Below are 22,874 nucleotides of genomic sequence, written 5' to 3'. Positions count from 1 at the left end.
GGGCCCGCCCGACGGGCCGGGGCGCGCCCTACCAGCGGCGCTCGCGCCACTGGGCCAGGGCCGGCCGCTCGGCGCCCAGCGTGGTGTCGTCACCGTGGCCCGGATAGACCCAGGTCTCGTCCGGCAGCACGTCGAACAGCTTGTGCTCGACGTCGTCGATCAAGCGGTCGAACGCGGCCGGGTCACCGAAGGTGTTGCCGATCCCGCCGGGGAACAGGCAGTCGCCGCTGAACAGGTGCGGGTGGCCCTTGGGGTCGTCGTACACCAGGGCGATGCTGCCCTCGGTGTGGCCCACGAGGTGGATCGCCCGCAGTTCGATCGCGCCGAAGGCGATCGTGTCGCCGTCGTCGACGAGCACGTTCGTGGGCACCGGGATCGCCCCGGCGTCCTCACGCCCGGCGAGCGTGGTCGCGCCGGTCTGCGCGGCCACCTCCGCCAGGCCCTGCCAGTGGTCCTGGTGTCGGTGCGTGGTGACGATCTTGGCCAGGCCACCGTCACCCGCGAGGGTGATCAGCGTCGCGGCGTCGTTGGCCGCGTCGATCAGCAACTGGGTGTCCGTCGCGCGACAGCGCAACAGGTAGGCGTCGTTGTCGTAGGGGCCCACCGCGACCTTGGTGATCATCAGGTTCGCCAGCTCGCGGACGGCCGGGGGGCCGCCGACCTTCACCGATCCGTGATACGTCATGCCGTCCATCCTCCCCGTCGGCGCGGACACTCGGCCACCGTCGGCTACATCCAGGCGGGCAGCGGCGGCAGCGCGCCCGGCGGTTCGACGCTCAGGCCGTCGCCGTTGGCGCGCCCGATCAGCCACCCCAGGAGCGACTGGCGACGCCCGGAGACCACCGCGGCCGGTGGTACGCCCTCCGGTCCGATCAGCAGCTCGCGGTGGGTGATGTCGTCGCGCAGGAGCAGCGGCGGGCAGTCCGGACGGCCGCGGAAGGACGCCGCGATCTCGTTGAGCTCGCGCTCGGTGAAGTCGGTGGGCCAGTGCGCCGGCGTCCAGCCCGCGTCCAGGTCGACGTGGTGGATGTACAGCTCGCGCAGTCGCATCGTCGGCAGCAGCGTCGCGGCGATGTCGCCGCCGCCGCGCTTGGCCACCTTGGCGCCCCACGCGGTGGGGGTCATCGCGAGGTACGTCTCGGAGAACCGCGCGGACGCCTCGTACAGGTCGGTGAGCTGCGCGTGCAGGGGCCGCGACGCGCCCTCGGCGATCGCCCGGTCCCGAGCGTCGCCCGGGGGGTACATCGGGGTCGGAACCCCCGTACGCGCCCAGTTCAGCAGGTTGGTCAGGGCATCCGCGTTGCGCGCCAGGTGGGTCAGCACGTGCCCGCGACTCCACCCGGGCATCAACGACGCGCCGGCCAGATGCTCGGGAGTCAGCCGCTCCGCGTTCGCCAGGACCTGTGTCGTCGCGTCGTTGATCTCCGCGAGCTGTGTGGCGGGGTCGAACCCGTCTGTCGTCACGCATGCCTCCCCAAGTCGCCCATGCACTGTCGACCACGCACTGCACGCCGGTGACCTGCGGAACGAGACCGGACGGGCCCCGGTGCGGCGTGGTCCCCGGACCTCACCTTAGTGGCGCGAACACCCGTACCAGGCAGTCACACGATCGGGTGAACTACTCCTGAGGGAAGTTTTGTTCGAATAGATGTGCGATAGCCTGGTGGTTCAAACGGGAACAAACACCTGCCCGCGACCGCTTGAGGTAGGCGTGAGTGCACGTGGATCGAGTGCCTGGTTCGCGAGTACCGCAAGCATCCCCGTAGATCTCAACGATCCAGGGGTCGCATCCGTCACCGTCAACACCAGTCGCATGCCGTCGAAGGGTTTCGATTCTCAAGTGGCCGACCGTCTCATCGTCCGTGGCGCGCGCGAGCACAACCTCAAGGACGTCTCCCTCGACCTTCCGCGCGACGCTCTCATCGTCTTCACCGGGCTGTCCGGTTCGGGCAAGTCGTCGCTCGCGTTCGACACGATCTTCGCGGAGGGGCAGCGGCGCTACGTGGAGTCGCTGTCGTCCTACGCGCGGCAGTTCCTCGGGCAGATGGACAAGCCCGACGTCGACTTCATCGAGGGCCTGTCGCCCGCGGTCTCGATCGACCAGAAGTCGACCAACCGCAACCCGCGATCCACGGTCGGCACGATCACCGAGGTCTACGACTACCTGCGCCTGCTCTACGCCCGCATCGGTCACCCGCACTGTCCGCAGTGCGCCCGACCGATCGCCCGGCAGAGCCCGCAGCAGGTCGTCGACCGGGTGCTCGAACTCGACGAGGGCACCCGCTTCCAGGTGCTGTCGCCGATCGTGCGCGAGCGCAAGGGCGAGTTCGTCGACCTGTTCGCCGAACTCCAGTCCAAGGGCTACAGCCGGGCCAGGGTGGACGGCACGGTGATCCAGCTGACCGAGCCGCCCAAGCTCAAGAAGCAGGAGAAGCACACGATCGAGGTGGTCATCGACCGCCTGACCGTGAAGTCCTCCGCCAAGCGCCGGTTGACCGACTCGGTCGAGACCGCGCTCTCGCTGGGCTCCGGCATGGTCGTGCTCGACTTCGTCGACCTTCCCGAGGACGACCCCAACCGCGAGCGGATGTTCTCCGAGCACCTGTACTGCCCCTACGACGACCTGTCGTTCGAGGAGCTGGAACCGCGCTCGTTCTCCTTCAACTCGCCGTTCGGCGCGTGCCCGGACTGCACCGGCATCGGCACCCGCATGGAGGTCGACCCCGAGCTGGTCGTGCCCGACGGGCAAAAGAGCCTCGACGAGGGCGCCTTGGCGCCGTGGTCGAGCGGCCACGCCTCGGAGTACTTCGGCCGCCTGGTGTCCTCGCTCGCCGACGAGATGGGCTTTCGTACCGACATCGCGTGGGACGGGCTGCCGCAGCGGGCCAGGAAGGCCCTGCTCAACGGCCACAAGACGCAGATCCACGTCAAGTACAAGAACCGCTACGGGCGCGAGCGCTCCTACTACACGTCGTTCGAGGGCGCGCTGCCCTACATCGTGCGCAGGCACTCCGAGGCGGAGACCGACACCAGTCGCGAGCGCTTCGAGGGCTACATGCGCGAGGTGCCCTGTCCCACGTGCGCGGGCGCGCGGCTCAAGCCGATCGTGCTCGCGGTGACCGTCGCCGACAAGTCGATCGCCGACGTCGCGTCGATGTCGATCAGCGACTGCGCCGAGTTCCTGGGCGGGATCAAGCTCAACGCGCGTGAGAAGAAGATCGCCGAGCGCGTGCTCAAGGAGGTCAACGAGCGGCTGAAGTTCCTGGTCGACGTCGGCCTGGACTACATCTCGCTCGGCCGTCCCGCGGGCAGCCTCTCCGGCGGCGAGGCGCAGCGCATCCGGCTCGCCACCCAGATCGGCTCGGGCCTGGTGGGCGTGCTCTACGTGCTCGACGAGCCCTCCATCGGGCTGCACCAGCGCGACAACCACCGGCTCATCGAGACCCTGGTGCGCCTGCGCGACATGGGCAACACGCTCATCGTCGTCGAGCACGACGAGGACACCATCCGCATCGCCGACTGGGTCGTCGACATCGGCCCCGGCGCCGGCGAGCACGGCGGAGAGGTGGTGCACTCGGGCACCTACAAGGAGCTGCTCAAGAACAAGCGCTCGGCGACCGCCGACTACCTCTCCGGGCGCAAGCAGATCCCCACGCCCACCGAGCGCCGGGTCCCCGACAAGAAGCGCCGGCTCGTCGTGCACGGCGCGCGCGAGCACAACCTGCGCGACGTCACCGCGGGCTTCCCGCTCGGCGTCTTCACGGCCGTCACGGGCGTGTCCGGCTCGGGCAAGTCCACGCTCGTCAACGACATCCTCTACACCCACCTCGCCCGCGAGCTCAACGGCGCGCGGATGGTGCCGGGCCGACACACCCGGGTCACCGGGACCGACCTGGTGGACAAGGTCGTGCACGTCGACCAGGGCCCGATCGGGCGCACCCCGCGCTCGAACCCGGCCACCTACACCGGGGTGTTCGACCACGTCCGCAAACTGTTCGCCGAGACCACCGAGGCCAAGGTGCGCGGCTACCTGCCGGGCCGGTTCTCGTTCAACGTCAAGGGCGGCCGCTGCGAGAACTGCTCGGGCGACGGCACGATCAAGATCGAGATGAACTTCCTCCCCGACGTGTACGTGCCGTGCGAGGTGTGTCACGGCGCGCGCTACAACCGGGAGACCCTCGAAGTCCACTTCAAGGGCAAGAACATCTCCGAGGTCCTGGACATGCCGATCGAGGAGGGGCTGGAGTTCTTCGCGGCCGTCCCCGCCATCGCCCGCCACCTGCGCACGCTCAACGACGTCGGCTTGGGCTATGTGCGACTGGGCCAGCCGGCGACCACGCTGTCGGGCGGTGAGGCGCAGCGGGTCAAGCTCGCCTCCGAACTCCAGCGCCGCTCCACCGGCAAGACCGTCTACGTCCTGGACGAGCCGACCACCGGTCTGCACTTCGAGGACATCCGGCGCCTGCTCGGTGTGCTGACCAGCCTGGTCGACAAGGGCAACACGGTGATCGTGATCGAGCACAACCTCGATGTGATCAAGACCGCCGACTGGGTCGTCGACCTCGGCCCCGAGGGCGGCAACGGCGGCGGCCTGATCGTCGCCGAGGGCACCCCCGAGGACATCGCCGAGGTGGCGGAGAGCCACACCGGCAAGTTCCTGCGCGAGGTGCTCGCCGACAGACGGTGACGTACGGAGGCACTCGGGCCGGATGCGAGGATTGATCGGCCCCACGCTCGACCCGTACGCAAGGAGACACCGCATGACCCCGCAGCAGCCCCGGTCCGACGCCCCGTCCGACACCGCGCCCGACCGGCGCACGCTGCTGCGGGGCGCGGCCGTGGTCGGGGCCGTCGGTGTCGCGGGAGTCGCGCTCACCGCGTGCGCCGCCGAGAACGAGGCCGCGTCGCCGCACCAGAAGCAGCTCCTGGAGGGGCCGGTCACCGTCGGCGCCGCGGACGACGTCACGGTCGGCAAGGGCAAGGTCTACACCGACACCTCGGTCGTGGTCACCCAGCCGGCGAAAGACGACTACAAGGCGTTCGACGCCCGTTGTCCCCACCAGGGGTGTCTGGTCACCAAGGTGGACCAGGGTGTCATCCAGTGCGCGTGTCACGGCAGCCAGTTCTCGATGAACGACGGCTCGGTGATCCGCCGCCCCGCCAAGCACGGCCTCAAGGCCCTTCCGGTCAAGGTGGAGAACGGCGAGATCATCGTCGGCTGAGCGCGAAAATCTGTTGGAGCCAGCACATAGGGTGGAGAAATGGACCCGTCGTCGTACCGGCCCGCGCCCGGCCAGATCCCGACGTCGCCCGGTGTGTACCGGTTCAGCGACGAGCACGGCCGCGTGGTCTATGTCGGCAAGGCGAAGAACCTGCGCGCCCGCCTGTCGTCCTACTTCCAGGACCTGGCCAACCTGCACCCGCGCACCCAGACCATGGTCACCACGGCCGCGTCCGTGGACTGGACCGTGGTCGGCACCGAGGTCGAGGCGCTCCAGCTCGAATACTCCTGGATCAAGGAGTTCGACCCGCGGTTCAACGTCAAGTATCGCGACGACAAGAGCTACCCCTCGCTCGCGGTCACCCTCAACGAGGAGTTCCCGCGCGCGCAGGTCATGCGCGGACCGCACCGCAAGGGCGTGCGCTACTTCGGCCCGTACGGCCACGCGTGGGCCATTCGCGAGACGCTCGACCTGCTCCTTCGAGTCTTCCCCGTGCGCACGTGCTCGGCCGGCGTGTTCAAGAACGCCAAGCAGGTCGGGCGCCCGTGCCTGCTCGGCTACATCGGCAAGTGCTCGGCCCCGTGCACCGGCCGGATCAGCGCCGAGGACCACCGCATGCTCGCCGAGGACTTCTGCGACTTCATGGCCGGCCGCAGCGGGCCCTACATCAAGCGCCTGGAGCGCGAGATGAAGCTCGCCGCGCAGGAGATGGAGTACGAGAAGGCGGGCAGGCTGCGCGACGACATCACCGCGCTCACCCGGGCCCTGGAGAAGAACGCGATCGTGTTCGGCGACGGCACCGACGCCGACGTGATCGCGCTCGCCGAGGACGAGTTGGAGGTCGCGGTCCAGATCTTCCACGTCCGCGGCGGACGCGTGCGCGGCCAACGCGGCTGGGTCACCGAACGGGTCGAGGACGTCGACTCGGGAGACCTGGTCGAACACTTCCTTCAGCAGCTGTACGGCGAGCAGCGCGGCGAGGCGGTGCCGCGCGAGGTGCTCGTGCCCGCGCTGCCCGACGACGTCGACGCGTTGTCCACGTGGCTGTGCGGCCTGCGGGGCGCCAGGGTCGAGCTGCGGGTGCCGCAACGCGGCGACAAGAAGTCGCTTCAGGAGACCGTGCAACGCAACGCCGCGCAGGCGCTGAACCTGCACAAGCTGCGCCGGGCGGGCGACCTGACCGCGCGCTCGCTCGCGCTCCAACAGCTCGCCGAGGCGCTGGAGCTGGACTCCGCGCCGCTGCGCATCGAGTGCTACGACATCTCGCACCTTCAGGGCACCGAGGTGGTCGCGTCGATGGTCGTGTTCGAGGACGGCCTGCCGCGCAAGAGCGAGTATCGGCGCTTCGCGATCAAGACGTTCGAAGGCCAGGACGACCCGCGCGCGATGCACGAGGTGCTCAGCCGGCGCTTTCGCCGCTACCGGGCCGACGCCGCGCGCGACGCGGCGACCGACGCCGCGACGGCCGACCCGCAACCCGGCGACGACGTCTTCGAGAACACCGGCCCGATCGACCCGGAGACCGGCAAGCCCAAGCGTTTCGCCTACCCGCCGCAGCTGGTCGTGGTCGACGGCGGCCAACCCCAGGTGGCCGCCGCCGTGCGGGCCCTGGAGGAGGCCGGCGTCGTCGACGTCGCCGTGTGCGGCCTGGCCAAGCGGCTCGAAGAGGTGTGGGTTCCCGGCGAGGACGACCCGGTCGTGTTGCCGCGCAGCAGCGGCGAGGCCCTGCTGATGCTCCAGCGCCTCCGCGACGAGGCGCACCGCTTCGCGATCACCTACCACCGCTCCAAGCGCTCCAAGGCGATGACGGCGAGCGCGCTCGACGACGTTCCCGGTCTGGGCGCCACCCGCCGCAAGGCGGTGCTCGCGCACTTCGGCTCGCTCAAGCGGTTGCGCGCCGCGACCGTCGAGCAGATCACCCAAGTGCCAGGTATCGGCCGCAGCACGGCGGAGTCGATCGCGGCGGCGCTGGCGGCCCGCGCGCCGGGTACCCCCGCCGTGAACACCGCGACCGGAGAGATCATGGAGGAGGGCGACCCGTCGAACGGCGGCTCGTCGCCCACCGACCCACCGCCCACCGACCAGTCGCCCACCGACCCACCGAGCGGCGGCATACCGGACAGCGCCATATCGGACCCGAACCCACCCGACGGCCGCTCGCAGGACGACAGCGACGAGGAGGCTGTCCCGGTTGTACCCCCGAGGCAGGAAACAGCAGGAGGAAGCGTTGAACTCGCCCAGCCGTAGGTGCGGCACGCACCGGGGGGACGCATGAGTACCGAGACCACGACCGGCGACGTCGAGGGCACGCCCGAGCTGGTGATCATCTCCGGCATGTCCGGCGCCGGCCGCAGCACCGCCGCCAAGGGCATGGAGGACCTCGGCTGGTTCGTCGTCGACAACCTGCCGCCGTCGCTCATCCCCGCGATGGTCGACCTCGGGGCCCGCACGCAAGGGGCCGTCGCGCGGATAGCGGTCGTCGTGGACGTGCGCGGCCGGACCTTCTTCGACGACCTGCGCTCGGCCCTGAGCGAGCTCGACGCCGCCGGTGTGGTGCGCCGCATCGTGTTCCTGGAGGCATCCGACGACGTCCTGGTCCGCCGCTTCGAGGGGGTGCGCCGGCCGCACCCGTTGCAGGGCGAGGGCCGCATCCCGGACGGGATCGGGCGCGAGCGCGAACTCCTGCGCGAGCTGCGCGGCGAGGCCGACCTGGTGATCGACACGTCCAACATCAACGTGCACCAGTTGCGCGCCAAGATGGACGCCCAGTTCGCGGGCTCCGGCGAGCAGCAACTGCGCGCCACCGTGATGTCGTTCGGATTCAAGTACGGCCTCCCGGTGGACGCCGACCTGGTCGTCGACTGCCGCTTCCTGCCCAACCCGCACTGGATCCCGGAACTGCGCCCGCACACCGGCCTCGACGAGGCGGTCAGCCGCTACGTGTTCGACCAGCCGGGCGCCAAGGAGTTCCTGGACCGCTACGCCGAACTGCTGCACATCGTCACCGAGGGCTATCGCCGCGAGGGCAAGCGCTACGTGACGCTCGCGGTGGGCTGTACCGGCGGCAAGCACCGCAGCGTCGCGATGGCCGAGCGGTTGGCCCGGCGGCTCACCGAGGACGGCCTGGAGACCGTACTGGTGCACCGCGACATGGGCAGGGAATGAGCGGCCCCAAGGTGGTCGCCTTGGGCGGCGGACACGGGCTCGCGGCCTCGCTCGCCGCGCTGCGCCGGCTCACCGACGACCTCACCGCGATCGTCACGGTCGCCGACGACGGCGGCTCCAGCGGTCGGCTGCGCCGCGACTTGGGCGTGTTGCCGCCCGGCGACCTGCGGATGGCGCTCGCGGCGCTGTGCGGGGACGACGAGTGGGGTGACACGTGGAGCAAGGTGATCCAGCACCGTTTCCGCTGTGAGGGCGAACTCAACGGGCACGCCGTCGGCAACCTGCTCCTGGTGGCGCTGTGGGAACTGATGGACGAGCCGATCGCCGCGCTCGACTGGATGGGCCGCCTCCTGGGCGCGCACGGGCGGGTGCTGCCGATGTCGGCCGTCCCGCTCGACATCGAGGCCGACGTGGCCGGGCACGACCCCGCCCGGCCCCACGACGTGGTGACGGTGCGCGGCCAGGCCCAGGTCGCGGTGACCCCGGGCGACGTGCGCGGGATCCGGCTCTTCCCGGCCGATCCACCCGCGGTGCCCGAGGCGGTCGCGGCGGTCCGCGACGCGGACTGGGTGGTGCTGGGGCCCGGCTCGTGGTTCACGTCCGTACTGCCCCACCTGCTCGTTCCCGAGTTGGCGACGGCGCTCGTGGAGACCAAGGCGAGGCGGTTGCTCGCCCTCAACCTGGCTCCCCAGCCGGGCGAGACGGCCGGCTTCTCGCCGCAGCAGCACCTGGAGGTGCTCGCGGCCCACGCCCCCGGGCTGACCTTCGACATCGTCCTGGGCGACCGCGACCGGGTGGAGGACGTACCGGGTCTGGAACGGGCCACGGCGGCGCTCGGCGGGCACGTCCACCTGGCTCCGGTCTCGGCCGTCGACGGCTCGCCGCGACACGACCCCGAACGGTTGGCGTCAGCCTACGGCCGGATCTTCGTCGATCGTGAAAGGATCGCTCCATGGCGATGACGGCAGCAGTGAAGGACGAGCTCAGCCGCCTCCCGGTCACCCGGTCGTGCTGTCGCAAGGCGGAGGTCTCCGCACTTTTGCGCTTCGCGGGCGGACTGCACATCGTGGGTGGGCGAATCGTCATCGAGGCGGAACTCGACACGGCGATGGCCGCTCGACGTCTGCGCAAGGACATCCTGGAGGTCTACGGGCACAGCTCGGATCTCGTCGTGGTGGCCCCCGGCGGCCTGCGGCGCGGCAGCCGCTACGTCGTGCGGGTCGCCGTCGGCGGCGACCAGCTGGCCCGACAGACCGGTCTGCTCGACGCGCGCGGGCGCCCGGTGCGGGGACTCCCGCCCCAGGTGGTCTCGGGCGCGACGTGCGACGCGGAGGCGGCGTGGCGCGGCGCGTTCCTGGCCCACGGTTCGCTCACCGAGCCCGGGCGGTCCTCCGCCCTGGAGGTGACGTGCCCCGGTTCGGAGGCCGCCCTGGCGCTGGTCGGCGCGGCCCGCCGGCTCGGTCTGGCGGCCAAGTCGCGCGAGGTGCGCGGGGTGGACCGCGTGGTGGTGCGCGACGGCGACGCGATCGGCGCGCTGCTCACCCGGCTGGGCGCGCACGAGAGCGTGCTCGCGTGGGAGGAGCGGCGGATGCGCCGCGAGGTGCGGGCCACGGCGAATCGGCTCGCCAACTTCGACGACGCCAACCTGCGCCGGTCGGCGCGCGCGGCGGTCGCCGCGGGCGCCCGGGTGCAGCGGGCCCTGGAGATCCTGGGCGAGGAGGTCCCCGAGCATCTGGCCGCGGCCGGCAAGCTGCGGCTGGACCACAAGCAGGCGTCGCTGGAGGAGTTGGGCGGCCTCGCCGAACCGCCGCTGACCAAGGACGCGGTCGCCGGCCGGATCCGGCGGCTGTTGGCGATGGCCGACAAGCGGGCGAGCGAGTTGGGCATGCCCAGCACCGACGCGGGGCTGTCCGTGGACATACTCGTGTCGTGAGCCTTGGCCGGGTGTGCCGCCGACCCCGGCGCACACCGCCCGAAATCGGGCCGGAAAACCATTCGAAGGCGTCGAACCGCGAGACATAGGGTCTCCGGGTCGGCGCCTTCGTCCGTACCCGGGAAAGGGCCGCACCGCGAGGAAGGAACCACCGTCGTGGAGATACGCACGATTCGCGAGGACGACATCGTCGCCTGGACCGACGCCATGAGCATCGGTTTCCACAAAGTCCCGGATCCCGACAAGGAAAACCAGGAAAAGCGGATCGAGCACTGGCGGGAGCGGGCCGAGTTCGGCCGGAGCCGCGGCGCGTTCGACGGCGACCGCTGCGTGGGCACCTTCCGCAGCTTCGCGACCGGGTTGACCGTCCCCGGCGGCGCGATCGTGCCCGTGTCGGCGATCACCAACGTGACCGTCAGCCCCACCCACCGCAGGCGCGGCCTGTTGACCCGGATGATGCGCGCCGACCTGGCCGACGCCGCCGCGCGCGGCGAGGCCGCGGCGATCCTGATCGCCGCCGAGTACCGCATCTACGGCCGGTTCGGTTTCGGCGTGGCGGCCGACTTCCAAAAGCTGCGCCTGGACACGCTGCGCACGCGGTTCACCCCCGGCGTGCTCGCCGAGCCCGGCGGCGTCGTGGAGCTGGTCTCACCGCTGGAGATGACCCGGGTGGGGCCGGCGGTGCACGAGGAGTTCCGCCGCCTGCGACCCGGCGTGATCGGGCGCTCGGCGCTGTGGTGGGACCTGTACACGGGGGTCCGATCGGCGCCCAAGGGGCCGGAGCCGGCGCGCTTCCACGCGGTCTACCGCGACCCGTCCGGGCGGATCACCGGCCTGATCGGCTACCGCAGCGACGACCACTGGGACGAGATGGTCCCCAAGGTCACGCTGCTCGTGGACCAGCTGATCGCGCTCACCCCCCAGGCCGAGGCGGCTCTGTGGCAGTACTGCGCGAACGTCGACTACGTCAACGCCGTCGAGGCCGCCGACCGCAGCCCCGACGAGTTGCTGACGATGCTCGTGGACGACCCCCGCGCGATCACCTCCGGGTCGCGCCGGGACTTCCTGTGGGCGCGCATCCTGGACGTGCCGGCCGCGTTCTCGGCGCGTACCTACGGGGCGCCGGGCAGGATCGTACTCGACGTGCGCGACGACCTCGGCCACGCGCGCGGGCGGTTCGCGATCGACAACGGGCCCGGGGCGGCGGCGTGTACGCCGACCGAGGACGCTCCCGATCTCTCGCTCGACGCCGCCGCGCTCGGCGCGCTCTACCTCGGCGCCGGCTCGCCGGTCCGGCTGGCGACGGCGGGTCGGCTCACCGAGCACACGCCGGGTGCGGCGGCTCGTGCCGAAGCGATGCTGCGTACCGAGCGTGAGCCGTGGTGCCCCGATTGGTTCTGACCACTATGTGGAATCTTTGCGCGTAGACACGACCGAATATGACCGTCCGTCAGGTCTCGTGCACCACAGGGTAGTTGCATTAGCATGCGCAACACCCGGGCGCAGAAGCCACGTTCCGTCCCATCAGGGCCGTGGTTTCGCGCCGTTCCGTATGCACGCCCACCACACGACTGGGGGGTCGATGAGGCGTCATCGTTCCACGGGCACCACGAGACGAGTACGGATCACCACGACGGGGGTCGCGGCGTTGTCGCTGGCGCTGGGGTTGCTGACCGCAGCCCCGGCGTCCACGGCCGCGCCGGCGGCCGCCGGCCCGTCCTTCCCCGAAGTGACCAGCGCTCCGCCGGATGCGAAATTGCCCAAGGCGGGCGACAGCGGTCTGCAGACCTATCGCATCACGGCCGACGCCGCCCAGCTGAAGCAGGTCTTCGACCTGGGCATCGATCGGCACGAGACCCCGATCGGCAAGGGCGCCGACGGCAAGGCCACCGTCGAGGTGGCCCTCGGCGAGGCACAGGCCGCGAAATTGCGGGCTTCCGGCCTCGCCCTCGACGTCAAGGCGGCAGCGGCCCAGGAGCGCATCCTCGCTCCGGGCGGTGGGGTCTTCCGCAAGTACAGCGGCGCGAACGGCCTCGGCGCGGAACTGGTCCAACTGGCCAAGGACCACCCGGACATCGCCAAGACCGTCAGCATCGGCAAGACCGTGCTCGGCCAGGACATCCTCGCGGTCAAGGTGACCAAGGACGTCCGCACCACCGCCGACGGCACCAAGCCCGCCGTGCTGTACATGTCCAATCAGCACGCCCGCGAGTGGATCACTCCGGAGATGACGCGCCGCCTCGTACACAAGTACGTGGACGGCTACGGCAAGGACGACGAGGCCACCAAGCTCGTCTCGGACAACGAACTGTGGTTCGTTCTCTCCGCCAACCCCGACGGCTACGACTGGACCTTCCAGACCGGCCAGCGGATGTGGCGCAAGAATCTGCGCGACAACAACGGCGACGGAGTGATCACCACCGGCGACGGTGTCGACCTCAACCGCAACTTCGACTACAAGTGGGGCTACGACAACGAGGGCTCCTCGCCCGACCCGTTGACCGAGACCTACCGCGGCACCGGGCCCTCGTCCGAGCCCGAGACCAAGGCCCTGCAGGGCCTCGCCAAGAAGATCAAGGCCAAGTTCGTCGTCAACTACCACTCCGCCGCGCAGTTGCTGCTGTACGGCGTCGGTTGGCAGGTGGCCACCCCGAGCCCCGACGACCAGATCATGGTCGCGCTCGCGGGCGACGACGCGCACCCCGCGGTTCCGGACTACGACCCGGACCTGTCGGCCGAGCTGTACGTGACCAACGGCGACACCGACGGGCAGATGAACCAGGCGTACAAGACGCTGTCGTTCACCCCCGAGATGTCCACGTGCGCCACGGCCGCGAACTATCTGCCGGACGACCCGTACACGCCCGAGAACTGCGGCGGGATCTTCAGCTTCCCCGACGACGAGACGCTCGTGCAGATGGAGTTCGCGAAGAACATTCCCTTCGCGCTGTCCGTCGCCAAGTCGGCCAAGGACCCCGACGACCCGGTCTCCGCGGTCGGTTGGAAGGCCCCCGACCTGGTGGCCGACCGGTTCGAGCACTCCTACGCCGAGGACCGCGACGACCAGACGGTCGCCGTGCTCGCCAAGCGCAGCGTCGGCGACCGCAAGCTCAACTACCGCGTCAACGGCGGCAAGACCAAGACCGCGGGCGTCAAGGAGTGGAAGGGCGGCAAGCGGTACGGCGACGAGGGCACGCAGTACTACGCCGAATACCGCGGTGACATCAAGAACGTGCGCACCGGCGACAAGGTCGAGGTGTGGTTCACCGGCAACAAGCCCGGAACCGGCAAGGTCGAGAGCGACCGCTTCACGTTCACCGTGGAGGCCGGCATCCAGGAGAAGGCCGAAGCGCTGGTCGTCGCCAACGAGGACTACAAGGGTGTCAATCCGACCTACCCGGCCGGCACCGTCGCCCCCAAGTACGCGCAGCAGTACGTCGACGCGCTCCAGGCCAACGGCGTCAAGGCCGCGGTGTGGGACGTCGACAAGCTCGGCGCGCCGCACCACCTGGGCGTGCTGTCCCACTTCAAGGGCGTCTTCTGGTACCTCGGCGACAACCGACTGACCCAGGACCCGTCCCGCGAGGTGACCGACTTCCAGGGCCAACCGGTGCGGGACGCCCAGGTCACCCCGCTGGTCCAGGACCTGACCATGTCGATCCGCGACTACGTCAACGAGGGCGGCAAGCTCGCCTACATCGGCGAGACGGCGAGCTACTACGGTCCCTTGCGCAGCGCCGCGGGCGGTGGCATCTACTACGGCCTCAACGGAAACCCGAGCGAGCCGTGCGTGGTCACCGACGACCCGGCGGGCAACTGCCTGATCGTCTCGGACGACTTCAGCCAGTACTGGCTGGGCGCGTACGACCGTTCCGCGACCAACGGGGCCACGGGCATCACCGGCACCGGCGCGCCGTTCCAGGGCCTCGACAAGGCGCTCCCGGGCACCGCGTCCAACCCGGTGAACGAGGCGGGCGGCTTCCTGCCCACCAGCGCGATCCTGACCCCGGACAAGTTCCCCCAGTTCGACAGCCGTTCGGTGGCGGGCTACCAGGGCAACACGTCGGGTCCGTTCACCCCGGCCGAGGGCGGCTGGTACATCTCCGGTCTGCACTCGGACAACGCGTACAAGCGGTTGACCCGCACGATCGACCTGACCAACGTCACGGCGGCGGCCGCGGCCAAGCTCACCGCGCAGTTCTCGTGGGACACCGAACGCCAGTGGGACCACGCGCTGGTCGAGGCCCACACGGTCGGCGCCGAGGACTGGACCACGCTGCCCGACCTCAACGGCCGCTCCGGCACGGCGGTGCCGACCTCGTGTGAGGGCGGCGATCTGGTCGCCACGCACACCCAGTTGCGGCACTACCTGACGGTGACCACGCCCAAGTGCCTGCCGCAGGGCACGACCGGTACGTGGAACTCCTTCACCGGCAACTCCGGCGGCTGGCAGCCGGTCGCGTTCGACCTGTCCGCCTACGCGGGCAAGAAGGTCGAGGTCTCGATCGCCTACGTGAGCGACGCCAACACCGGCGGTACCGGCCTGTTCGTGGACGACACGAAGGTCACCACCGCCGCGGGTGTCGTGGACGCCGAGGGCTTCGAGACGGGTCTGGGCCCGTGGGCCCTGACCGGCCCGCCGCCCGGTGACCAGTCGATCGTCGGATTCGACCGCAGCCAGGCCGTGTTCGGGTCCTCGGTGATCCTCACCGACGACACGCTGCTGTTGGGCTTCGGCCTGGAGCAGTTGGCCACCCAGGACGACCGCAAGGTGGTCATGGACCGGATCCTGCGGGAGTTGTTCAAGTAGCGGTGACGGCAAGGGCGCGACCGGGAAAATCGGTGGCGCCGACGGTGGCCCCCGGCGGAGACTCCTGCGCCGGGGGCCACTAACGTTCGTGCGCACATGCGAGTTCCCATTCCGGCATTTCTTGGGGGAGATTTCTTTGAGCAACAACGCGCCCGGGCCATGGGGTCCGCAGCCGGGACAGCCGCAGCAGCCGCCGCCCGGTCAGTGGGGGCAGCAGGGCGCGCCCGGCCCCTTCGGCTCGGGCCCCTACGGCGGCCCGCCGCCCCAGCCGCCGCGGCGGCAGGGCAATCCGGGGCTGGGCATCGTGGCGGGGGTCGCGGCGATGCTGGTGGGCGCCGGCGTGTACGGGTTCGTCGTCAAGAGCCTGGAAATCCAGAGCACCTGGTTCGGGGTGGGGGTCGCGGCGCTGATCGGCTTCGCCGTGGGGCGAATCGGCGGGCGCAACCCCGCGTTGCCGATCGTGGCAGTCGGGCTCGCACTCGTGGGGATCGCGCTGGGCCAGATGACGGCGATCGTGTTGGAGGCCGCCGATCAGTTGGACGTCTCGGCGATCGAGGTCGTCACCGACTGGTCCGACGAAGTCTTCCGGAGCTGGAAGGAGAGCATGGGGTTCTTCGACGTCCTCGTGCTGATCTTCGGCGGTGTCGCGGCCTTCGCCATCACCAAGAACGTGGCCGAGAGCTAGCTGCGGACGTGGGTCACACCCAATCACGATTTCCGATGATCCGTCATGTTCTGGGGGCCTTCCGCAGCAAGCCTGCGTGATGGTCCCCAGAGCGTCACGGTAGGCTCGGACGCGGCCGGGGTATCACGGATTCCACTGTCCAACTCCTTGGTCACTTCCTTCAGGGCATTCAGTCCTTCAGGGCATTCGGCGTTCGACAGAGGAGATCGAGTTCGTGACGATCCGGGTAGGCATCAACGGATTCGGCCGTATCGGCCGCAACTTCTTCCGCGCGGCGCTGGCCCAGGGCGCCGACGTCGAGATCGTCGGGGTCAACGACCTCACGAACATCGCGACCCTGGTTCACCTGCTGAAGTACGACAGCATCCTCGGCCGTATCGGCCAAGAGGTGACGTACACCGAGGACAGCATCACCGTCGGCAACCAGACCTTCAAGGTCCTCGCCGAGCGTGACCCCGCCGCGCTGCCGTGGGGCGAGCTGGGCGCCGACATCGTGATCGAGTCGACCGGCATCTTCACGGACGCCGCGAAGGCGACCAAGCACATCGAGGCCGGCGCGAAGAAGGTCATCATCTCGGCTCCGGCCAAGAACGAGGACATCACGATCGTGATGGGCGTCAACCACGAGAAGTACGACGCCGCCGCGCACAAGATCATCTCCAACGCCTCCTGCACGACCAACTGCGTCGCGCCGATGGCCAAGGTTCTCCTGGAGAACTTCGGCGTCGTCAAGGGCATGATGACCACGGTCCACGCGTACACGAACGACCAGGTCATCCTGGACTTCCCGCACTCGGACCTGCGCCGCGCCCGGGCCGCCGCGACCAACATCATCCCGACCTCCACCGGTGCCGCCAAGGCCACCGCGCTGGTCATCCCCGAGCTCAAGGGCAAGCTGGACGGCATCGCCATGCGCGTCCCGGTCCCCACCGGCTCGGTCACCGACCTCGTCGTCGAGCTGGAGCGCGAGGTGACCCGCGAGGAGGTCAACGCCGCGTTCCAGAAGGCGTCCGAGGGCTCGCTCAAGGGCTACCTCACGTACACCGAGGACCCGATCGTGTCCTCGGACATCGTGACCGACCCGTCCTCGTGCACCTTCGACTCCGGCCTGACCATGGCCCAGGGCACGCAGGTCAAGGTCGTCGGCTGGTACGACAACGAGTGGGGCTACAGCAACCGCCTGGTCGACCTCGTCGCCTACGTCGGCGGGCAGCTCTGACGGTGCGGCACACGCACTGAAATCGCTTGACGATGCGGGCCCGGGTGACACGTCGTCACCCGGGCCCGTTTTTCGAACCCCACACGTTTCCCCAGCTTCCGAGGGTCGAACTTGAAGACGATCGACGACATCGACGTATCCGGTAAGCGCGTACTGGTGCGCGCCGACCTCAACGTCCCGCTCGACGGCGGGCGGATCACCGACGACGGCCGGATCCGGGCGAGCGTCCCGACCATCCGGGCCCTGCTCGCGCGCGGCGCCAAGGTCGTCGTGTGCTCGCACCTGGGCCGCCCCAAGGGCGAGCCCGAGCCGAAGTACTCGCTCGCGCCGGTCGCCACCCGTCTGGGTGAACTGCTGGACGCCCCCGTGGCGTTCGCGACCGACACCGTCGGCGACAGCGCGAAGACCGTGGTCGCCGGGCTGGCCGACGGGCAGGTCGCGCTGCTGGAGAACCTGCGCTTCAACGCGGGCGAGACCGCGAAGGACGACGCCGCGCGCGGCGCGTTCGCCGACGAACTCGCCGCGCTGGCCGATGTGTACGTGGGCGACGGCTTCGGTGCGGTGCACCGCAAGCACGCGTCCGTGTACGACGTCCCGGCCCGGCTGCCGCACGCGGTCGGCGGCCTGATCGCCACCGAACTCGACGTGCTGGCCCGCCTGAGCGACAAGGTGCAGCGGCCCTACGTGGTCATCCTGGGCGGCTCGAAGGTGTCCGACAAGCTCGGCGTCATCGACAGCCTGCTCGGCAAGGCCGACCGCATCCTGGTCGGCGGCGGCATGGTCTTCACCTTCCTGGCCGCACAGGGCCACGAGGTGGGCAAGTCGCTCCTGGAGAAGGACCAGATCGACCGGGTGAAGGAATACCTCGCCCGGGCGAAGGAGAACGGCGTCGAGTTCGTGCTGCCCGTCGACGTGATCGCGGCGACCGCGTTCGCCGCCGACGCCGACCACGCGGTGGTCCCGGCGGACGCGATTCCCGCCGACCGGCTCGGCCTGGACATCGGCCCCGCGTCGGGCGAACTGTTCGCCGACAAGGTCTCCGACGCGCAGACGGTCTTCTGGAACGGCCCGATGGGCGTGTTCGAGATGGAGCCCTACAGCCACGGCACGCGCGCGGTCGCGCAGGGCCTGATCGACTCCGACGCGTTCACCGTGGTCGGCGGCGGCGACTCGGCCGCGGCCGTGCGCACGCTCGGCTTCGACGAGAACGCCTTCGGCCACATCTCCACCGGGGGCGGCGCGAGCCTGGAATACCTCGAAGGAAAGTCCCTGCCCGGCCTCGAAGCCCTGGAGGGCTGAACCGATGTCCACCGCCAAGAACGCCTCCGGTCGCATCCCGCTGATGGCGGGCAACTGGAAGATGAACCTCAACCACTTCGAGGCCATCGCCCTGGTGCAAAAGCTCGACTTCTCGCTCAACGAGAAGGACTTCGACCACGTCGAGGTCGCGGTGCTGCCGCCGTTCACCGACCTGCGCTCGGTGCAGACCATCGTCGACGCAGACAAGATGAGCATCGTCTACGGCTCGCAGGACATCTCGCAGCACAGCGGCGGCGCGTACACCGGGGAGATCTCCGGCGCGATGCTCGCCAAGCTCAAGTGCACGTACGCGACGGTCGGCCACTCCGAGCGCCGCCAGTACCACGCGGAGGACGACACGGTCGTCAACGCGAAGGTGCACGCGGCCTATGCGAACGGCCTCGTGCCGATCGTGTGTGTCGGTGAGGGCCTGGACGTGCGCAAGGCGGGCGACCAGGTCGCCTACACGCTGGCCCAGGTCGACGGCGCGCTCAAGGGCGTCACGGCCGAGCAGGCCGAGTCCGTGGTGATCGCGTACGAGCCGGTGTGGGCGATCGGCACCGGCGAGGTGGCCACCCCCGATGACGCGCAGGAGGTGTGCGGGGCGATCCGCGGCCGGCTCGCGGAGCTCTACAGCGCCGAACTCGCGGACCGGGTGCGGGTGTTGTACGGCGGTTCGATGAAGCCCGACAACGTGGCCGGCCTGATGGCCAAGCCCGACGTGGACGGTGGTCTGATCGGCGGCGCGAGCCTGAAGGCCGAGGACTTCGTCAAGCTCGTGCGCTTCCGCGACCAGGCGGGCGCGTAGTCGTCGAGCGGTTTCCAGGTGTGGTCGGGCCCGGGGCGGGAAACCGCTCCGGGCCCGACGCGTATACGGATTCGGGTGTGGCCGGAATCATTCGTTCCTCATAAAGCGGACACGAGGTATGCCGTTTCGCTTGCCCTCCCACAAGTGGTGGATGACGATAAGTCATCGCCAAGTGGCCGGTAGTCGTCCCTGCGACCGGTCCGCACCGGGGGGTTCGGGTGTCATTTTCGGACGGGTCGACGACAGGCGATACCGGGGCGACCCGGTATCTGTGCACGGGCGCCGAGATCGACGAGCGGTTCGCCGCACGGGTGATCGAGGAACTGTGGGAGAACGCGCACCGGGATCGGGCGCCGTCCTACGGATACGACGAACAGGCGGTCCTGGAACACGCGTTGGCCGCGCGCAGACGGCGGATCATGCGCGACGTGATCGCCTTCCTGGTGCCGGCAGTGCTGTTCCTGATCGGCTTCGGGGTCGGGCCGGGGCTGCTGTGGCTGGCGACCGTGGTGTTCTTCGGACTGCTGACGGTGCGGCTGGGCATCGCCGGCGGCGGCGGGATCCGCGACTGGCGCTCGCGCCGGGCCGCGCAGGTGTCGTGGGTGGCCGCGCTGTTGGTCGGCGTGATGCTGTACGGCGTGGCCGGGCAGGGCGGGGTGTTGCCCGCCCCGGTGACGGTCGCCGCGATCGTGCTGTCGTCGTACGCCGTCGTGGTGTTCGTGGCCTGGATCGAGCGCATGCAGCAACGGGCCACCGTGGTCACCCACCTGGGGCCGACCTCGACCCCCACGTCCGCCGCCGGGCCGCCGCCGCGACCCAAGCACTCGCCGGGGGAGCCGGCCGAGCTTGCCGCACCGTCCCGGCTGCGCCCGGGGCCGCCGATTCCCTCCAACGTGCGCTACAGCGGCTACCTGCCGTTCGTCGGCGCGGGGGAGTTGGTCGCGAGCTGGAACTTTCCGGTCGAACTGCGGGCCGCCGAGCCCTCGGTGCTGGAGGTGCCGCGCGCGGTGGGGTTCACGCCGTTCACGGTCGACGAGCTGACCGGCGCGGTCTGTGAGGCTTTCGAGGAGCTGGCTCGCTCCGAGGAGATGCAGCACCGGCTCACGGGACTGAGCGTGCAGATGCACGAGTTCAGCAGCGGCGTCACCGGCGGCCCCGTGCCGCCGCCGACCGAGGCCACCCGGCGCTACCTGTGTGTGCGGGTGGGGACCTGGTCGCAGGAGGTCGTGGTCTCCGTGCTGATGCGCTTCACGATGGACGGACGGCTGCTCTACACGGAGTTGCACGAACTCGTACTGCCGCCGATCCGGCCCGACTTCCACGTCGCCGACGAATGGCTGCACACCGCCGACGCGAGCGCGGTGTGGGGCTCGTTCGGCCGCGCGCTGGTGGAGGGCCCGGGGCTGATGGTGTCCTCGGCCGGACGGCTCATGCGCGTGTGGGCGTCGTGGTGGCGGCGGGTCGGCAATATGCGCGCGGCCGAGGAGCGCGCGGCGCGCAATCTCCCGGTCGATCGCGGTGCGCGGGCATCGGTGCGCGAATTGGGCGCGTCCGGGTCGTACGCGACGTTCTTCCAGAACTCGGACGCGGAGAAGTACACCAAACTCATCGAACGCAAGTTCACCGGCTTCGTCCTGGACTTCCTGCAGAAGCGGCACGTGGACGTGACCGAGTACCGCGCCCGCAACGACGTGGTCCTCAACAACGGGATCATCCAAAACGTCGCGGGTGACCTGCACAACAGCGGCGCGAACGTCGTCGGGCGCGCGAACCACGTCTCGGTGCGCGATTCGCAGATCGGCGCGCCAGGCGGACGAGTGGCATCCGGAGGTGCGCATTGAACGGTACGGAACCCGACGAGGACGAGGTCGGCCACGAGCCGTCGGACAACGCCGGCATCAACCTCGCCGGCGGGCCCGTGACCAACACGGGGGCGATCGTCACCGGCAGCGGCAATCGGGTCACCGTGCGTCGCTCGGGGATCGCCGAACCGGCCCGGGACAACGGCCGAGGCCACCCGCTCGTCAACACCGGTGGCCTGGTCAGCGGAGAACGTCACGAGGTGGAGATCGAGGACTCCGGCGATCCGCGCGGTCACGAGCCGCGAGCCCCGGGGGCGGCGGGCCCGGTCCCCTCGGACGAGTAGCGGGCGAGGGGTCCGCGCGGCCGGGAGGGCCGGTGTCGCCGTTATATGATGATCCGCCGGATTAGCCGAAGGGTCCTACGGCTCCCACCTTCGCGGCGTGACAGCGTACGCTGTGCGATGGTCGGGAACCCCCGGCCCCCGTGTTCGCCAGAAGGAGTTGGGCCCGGCTGTGGTCACCGGTTTCTCGATCGCCCTGATCGTCTTCAGCCTGCTCATGGTGCTGTTGGTGCTGCTCCACAAGGGCAAGGGCGGCGGCCTGTCCGACCTGTTCGGCGGCGGCATGTCCTCGTCCCTCGGCGGTTCCTCCGTCGTGGAGAAGAACCTCGACCGCATGACCATCATCGTGGGCCTGTGCTGGTTCGTGACGATCGTCGTGCTCGGTCTGCTGCTCAAGAACACGTACTGACGGCTTCAGTTCCACCGCTGTTTCCGCCCGCGCGGTGGCCTTTCTGACGGACTGTCGGAAAAGGCCCACCGCTCGGTTCAACCTTGCGCGAGGCGCACGTACACTGGACGCCAAGCCGCGCAACGGGGGCGCGACCTCAAGGACCAAGGGGAGTTTTTACCGTGGCAAGTGGCAACGCCATCCGTGGGAGTCGGGTCGGCGCCGGCCCGATGGGGGAGGCAGAGCGCGGCGAAGCAGCCCCACGTCTCCGTATTTCTTTCTGGTGCGCGAACAAGCACGAGACCCAGCCGAGCTTCGCGACCGACGCTCAGGTCCCCGAGACGTGGGACTGCCCGCGTTGCGGCCTGCCCGCCGGCCAGGACCAGCACAATCCGCCGGACGCCCCGCGTACCGAGCCCTACAAGACGCACCTCGCGTATGTGCGGGAGCGGCGCAGCGACGCCGACGGCGAGGCGATCCTGGCCGAAGCGCTCGCCAAGCTGCGCGGCGAGCTCTGATTTTCCCGGCGATCGGTCGCCCGCGCACCGATTGACACACCGGTGACTCGAACGTGAGCCGCCGAGCGGTACGGCGTACCCTCGGGTGCCGCCGGCCCGCTCGGCGGCTTTTTTCGGTCCGCGTTCGGGGCCCGCAGTGAGCCGGTCCCCGCGAGCAGGCCCCGCGAGCAGGCCCCCGCGAGCGGGTCAGTCGCGGCCCGGCAGCACGCGTTCCGCCCGGCGATCGGACTGGCGAGGGAGCGGGCGTTGGCCCCGCTCGATCCACTGGGGCAGTTCCTCGCCGGTGGCGGCCATCCAGCGGCTGCGGACCGCGTCGGGGTCGGCGCGGTGGGCCCGGACCAGGGTGTCGCCGGCCAGGTCTGAGACCCGTTCGAGGTTGAGCGCGGTACCCACGCCCAGCGCCGCGGCGAGCGGTGGCACGGCGTCGGCGGGACGGCCCGCGGCGACCAGCACGATCCCGTACAGGGCGTAGGTGACCGGGACTTCGGGGCGGCGGGCGAGCACCGGGTCGGCGCGCACGCGTCTCGCGCGCAGGCGGACCGCCTCCTCCAGGGCGTCGACGGCCTCGTCGTGCGCGCCGCCCGCGCTGTGCAGCAGGCCCAGGCTCTGCAGGGACGCGGCGAGTTCGTCCTCGCGTCGGCCGGCCGGGGCGTTGTCGGCGCTCGCCCACGTGCGGCGGACCTC

19 protein-coding genes are annotated in these 22,874 nt (G+C 70.0%); 16 read left to right on the top strand and 3 right to left on the bottom strand.

Features of this window, described 5'->3' with window-relative positions:
- Positions 1-28: 28 nt before the first annotated feature.
- Together GT354_RS01640 and GT354_RS01635 are read right to left on the bottom strand one after the other, a co-directional pair.
- Positions 29-685 carry an MBL fold metallo-hydrolase gene (locus GT354_RS01640; protein WP_161354338.1) on the bottom strand — a complete coding sequence of 219 codons (657 nt, stop codon included), beginning with the start codon at positions 683-685 and terminating at the stop codon, positions 29-31.
- Between the two features lie 44 nt (positions 686-729).
- Entirely contained in the window at positions 730-1,464 is a 735-nt protein-coding gene (locus GT354_RS01635) for a maleylpyruvate isomerase family mycothiol-dependent enzyme (RefSeq protein ID WP_161354337.1), read from the bottom strand.
- Positions 1,465-1,840: 376 nt separating this feature from the next.
- On the opposite strand from GT354_RS01635, the gene uvrA reads away from it, so the two are divergent.
- The 16 genes from uvrA (at position 1,841) to GT354_RS01555 (ending at position 22,190) form a co-directional block, all read left to right on the top strand.
- Positions 1,841-4,687, top strand: a complete 2,847-nt coding sequence (uvrA, locus tag GT354_RS01630) for an excinuclease ABC subunit UvrA (RefSeq protein WP_161354336.1) — start codon at positions 1,841-1,843, stop codon at positions 4,685-4,687.
- A 73-nt stretch (positions 4,688-4,760) separates the two neighbouring features.
- Entirely contained in the window at positions 4,761-5,222 is a 462-nt protein-coding gene (locus GT354_RS01625) for a Rieske (2Fe-2S) protein (RefSeq protein WP_161354335.1), read from the top strand.
- Between the two features lie 39 nt (positions 5,223-5,261).
- On the top strand, positions 5,262-7,469 hold the full coding sequence (uvrC, locus tag GT354_RS01620) for an excinuclease ABC subunit UvrC (protein WP_161354334.1): 2,208 nt from the start codon (positions 5,262-5,264) through the stop codon (positions 7,467-7,469).
- A gap of 24 nt (positions 7,470-7,493) precedes the next feature.
- Entirely contained in the window at positions 7,494-8,387 is an 894-nt protein-coding gene (gene rapZ / locus GT354_RS01615) for an RNase adapter RapZ (protein ID WP_161354333.1), read from the top strand.
- Positions 8,384-9,349 carry a uridine diphosphate-N-acetylglucosamine-binding protein YvcK gene (gene yvcK, locus GT354_RS01610; protein WP_161354332.1) on the top strand — a complete coding sequence of 322 codons (966 nt, stop codon included), beginning with the start codon at positions 8,384-8,386 and terminating at the stop codon, positions 9,347-9,349. Before rapZ ends, yvcK begins: the two co-directional genes overlap by 4 nt.
- Positions 9,340-10,320, top strand: a complete 981-nt coding sequence (gene whiA / locus GT354_RS01605) for a DNA-binding protein WhiA (protein ID WP_161354331.1) — start codon at positions 9,340-9,342, stop codon at positions 10,318-10,320. The genes yvcK and whiA overlap by 10 nt, the downstream gene beginning before the upstream one ends.
- A gap of 156 nt (positions 10,321-10,476) precedes the next feature.
- A complete protein-coding gene (locus tag GT354_RS01600; protein WP_161354330.1) occupies positions 10,477-11,721 on the top strand; it encodes a GNAT family N-acetyltransferase in 1,245 nt (414 codons plus the stop codon).
- A gap of 181 nt (positions 11,722-11,902) precedes the next feature.
- Positions 11,903-15,130, top strand: a complete 3,228-nt coding sequence (locus GT354_RS01595; RefSeq protein WP_161354329.1) for a M14 family metallopeptidase — start codon at positions 11,903-11,905, stop codon at positions 15,128-15,130.
- A gap of 136 nt (positions 15,131-15,266) precedes the next feature.
- Positions 15,267-15,815, top strand: coding sequence for a hypothetical protein (locus tag GT354_RS01590; protein ID WP_161354328.1), 549 nt, complete (start codon positions 15,267-15,269; stop codon positions 15,813-15,815).
- Between the two features lie 214 nt (positions 15,816-16,029).
- Entirely contained in the window at positions 16,030-17,034 is a 1,005-nt protein-coding gene (gene gap, locus GT354_RS01585; protein ID WP_161354327.1) for a type I glyceraldehyde-3-phosphate dehydrogenase, read from the top strand.
- A 111-nt stretch (positions 17,035-17,145) separates the two neighbouring features.
- Positions 17,146-18,333, top strand: a complete 1,188-nt coding sequence (locus GT354_RS01580) for a phosphoglycerate kinase (RefSeq protein ID WP_161354326.1) — start codon at positions 17,146-17,148, stop codon at positions 18,331-18,333.
- 4 nt (positions 18,334-18,337) lie between these two features.
- Entirely contained in the window at positions 18,338-19,141 is an 804-nt protein-coding gene (tpiA, locus tag GT354_RS01575; protein WP_161354325.1) for a triose-phosphate isomerase, read from the top strand.
- Between the two features lie 218 nt (positions 19,142-19,359).
- Positions 19,360-20,982 (top strand): hypothetical protein, encoded by a 1,623-nt coding sequence (locus GT354_RS01570; RefSeq protein ID WP_161354324.1) that lies wholly within the window; start codon positions 19,360-19,362, stop codon positions 20,980-20,982.
- Positions 20,979-21,287, top strand: coding sequence for a hypothetical protein (locus tag GT354_RS01565; protein ID WP_161354323.1), 309 nt, complete (start codon positions 20,979-20,981; stop codon positions 21,285-21,287). The genes GT354_RS01570 and GT354_RS01565 overlap by 4 nt, the downstream gene beginning before the upstream one ends.
- Before the next feature lie 169 nt (positions 21,288-21,456).
- Complete coding sequence (secG, locus tag GT354_RS01560) at positions 21,457-21,693, top strand: preprotein translocase subunit SecG (protein WP_161354339.1); 237 nt, start codon at positions 21,457-21,459, stop codon at positions 21,691-21,693.
- 161 nt (positions 21,694-21,854) lie between these two features.
- Complete coding sequence (locus GT354_RS01555; RefSeq protein WP_040877318.1) at positions 21,855-22,190, top strand: RNA polymerase-binding protein RbpA; 336 nt, start codon at positions 21,855-21,857, stop codon at positions 22,188-22,190.
- Between the two features lie 186 nt (positions 22,191-22,376).
- On the opposite strand, the gene GT354_RS01550 is transcribed toward GT354_RS01555, so the two are convergent.
- Positions 22,377-22,874, bottom strand: a 498-nt coding sequence (locus tag GT354_RS01550) for a hypothetical protein (RefSeq protein ID WP_202511429.1), incomplete at its 5' end; no start/stop codon positions are given.

This window comes from Streptomyces sp. SID3343, from assembly GCF_009865215.1.
Taxonomy (GTDB): domain Bacteria; phylum Actinomycetota; class Actinomycetes; order Streptomycetales; family Streptomycetaceae; genus Embleya.
The sequence above is the reverse complement of the archived record's forward strand: the minus strand, read 5'-3'. Positions and strand labels throughout refer to the sequence as shown.

Excerpts from the sequence above, each read along its gene's own strand:
- GT354_RS01640 (WP_161354338.1), bottom strand. The coding sequence starts at position 685 with ATGACGTATCACGGATCGGTGAAGGTCGGCGGCCCCCCGGCCGTCCGC.
- GT354_RS01625 (WP_161354335.1), top strand. The coding sequence starts at position 4,761 with ATGACCCCGCAGCAGCCCCGGTCCGACGCCCCGTCCGACACCGCGCCC.
- uvrC (WP_161354334.1), top strand. The coding sequence starts at position 5,262 with ATGGACCCGTCGTCGTACCGGCCCGCGCCCGGCCAGATCCCGACGTCG.
- rapZ (WP_161354333.1), top strand. The coding sequence starts at position 7,494 with ATGAGTACCGAGACCACGACCGGCGACGTCGAGGGCACGCCCGAGCTG.
- yvcK (WP_161354332.1), top strand. The coding sequence starts at position 8,384 with ATGAGCGGCCCCAAGGTGGTCGCCTTGGGCGGCGGACACGGGCTCGCG.
- whiA (WP_161354331.1), top strand. The coding sequence starts at position 9,340 with ATGGCGATGACGGCAGCAGTGAAGGACGAGCTCAGCCGCCTCCCGGTC.
- GT354_RS01595 (WP_161354329.1), top strand. The coding sequence starts at position 11,903 with ATGAGGCGTCATCGTTCCACGGGCACCACGAGACGAGTACGGATCACC.
- tpiA (WP_161354325.1), top strand. The coding sequence starts at position 18,338 with ATGTCCACCGCCAAGAACGCCTCCGGTCGCATCCCGCTGATGGCGGGC.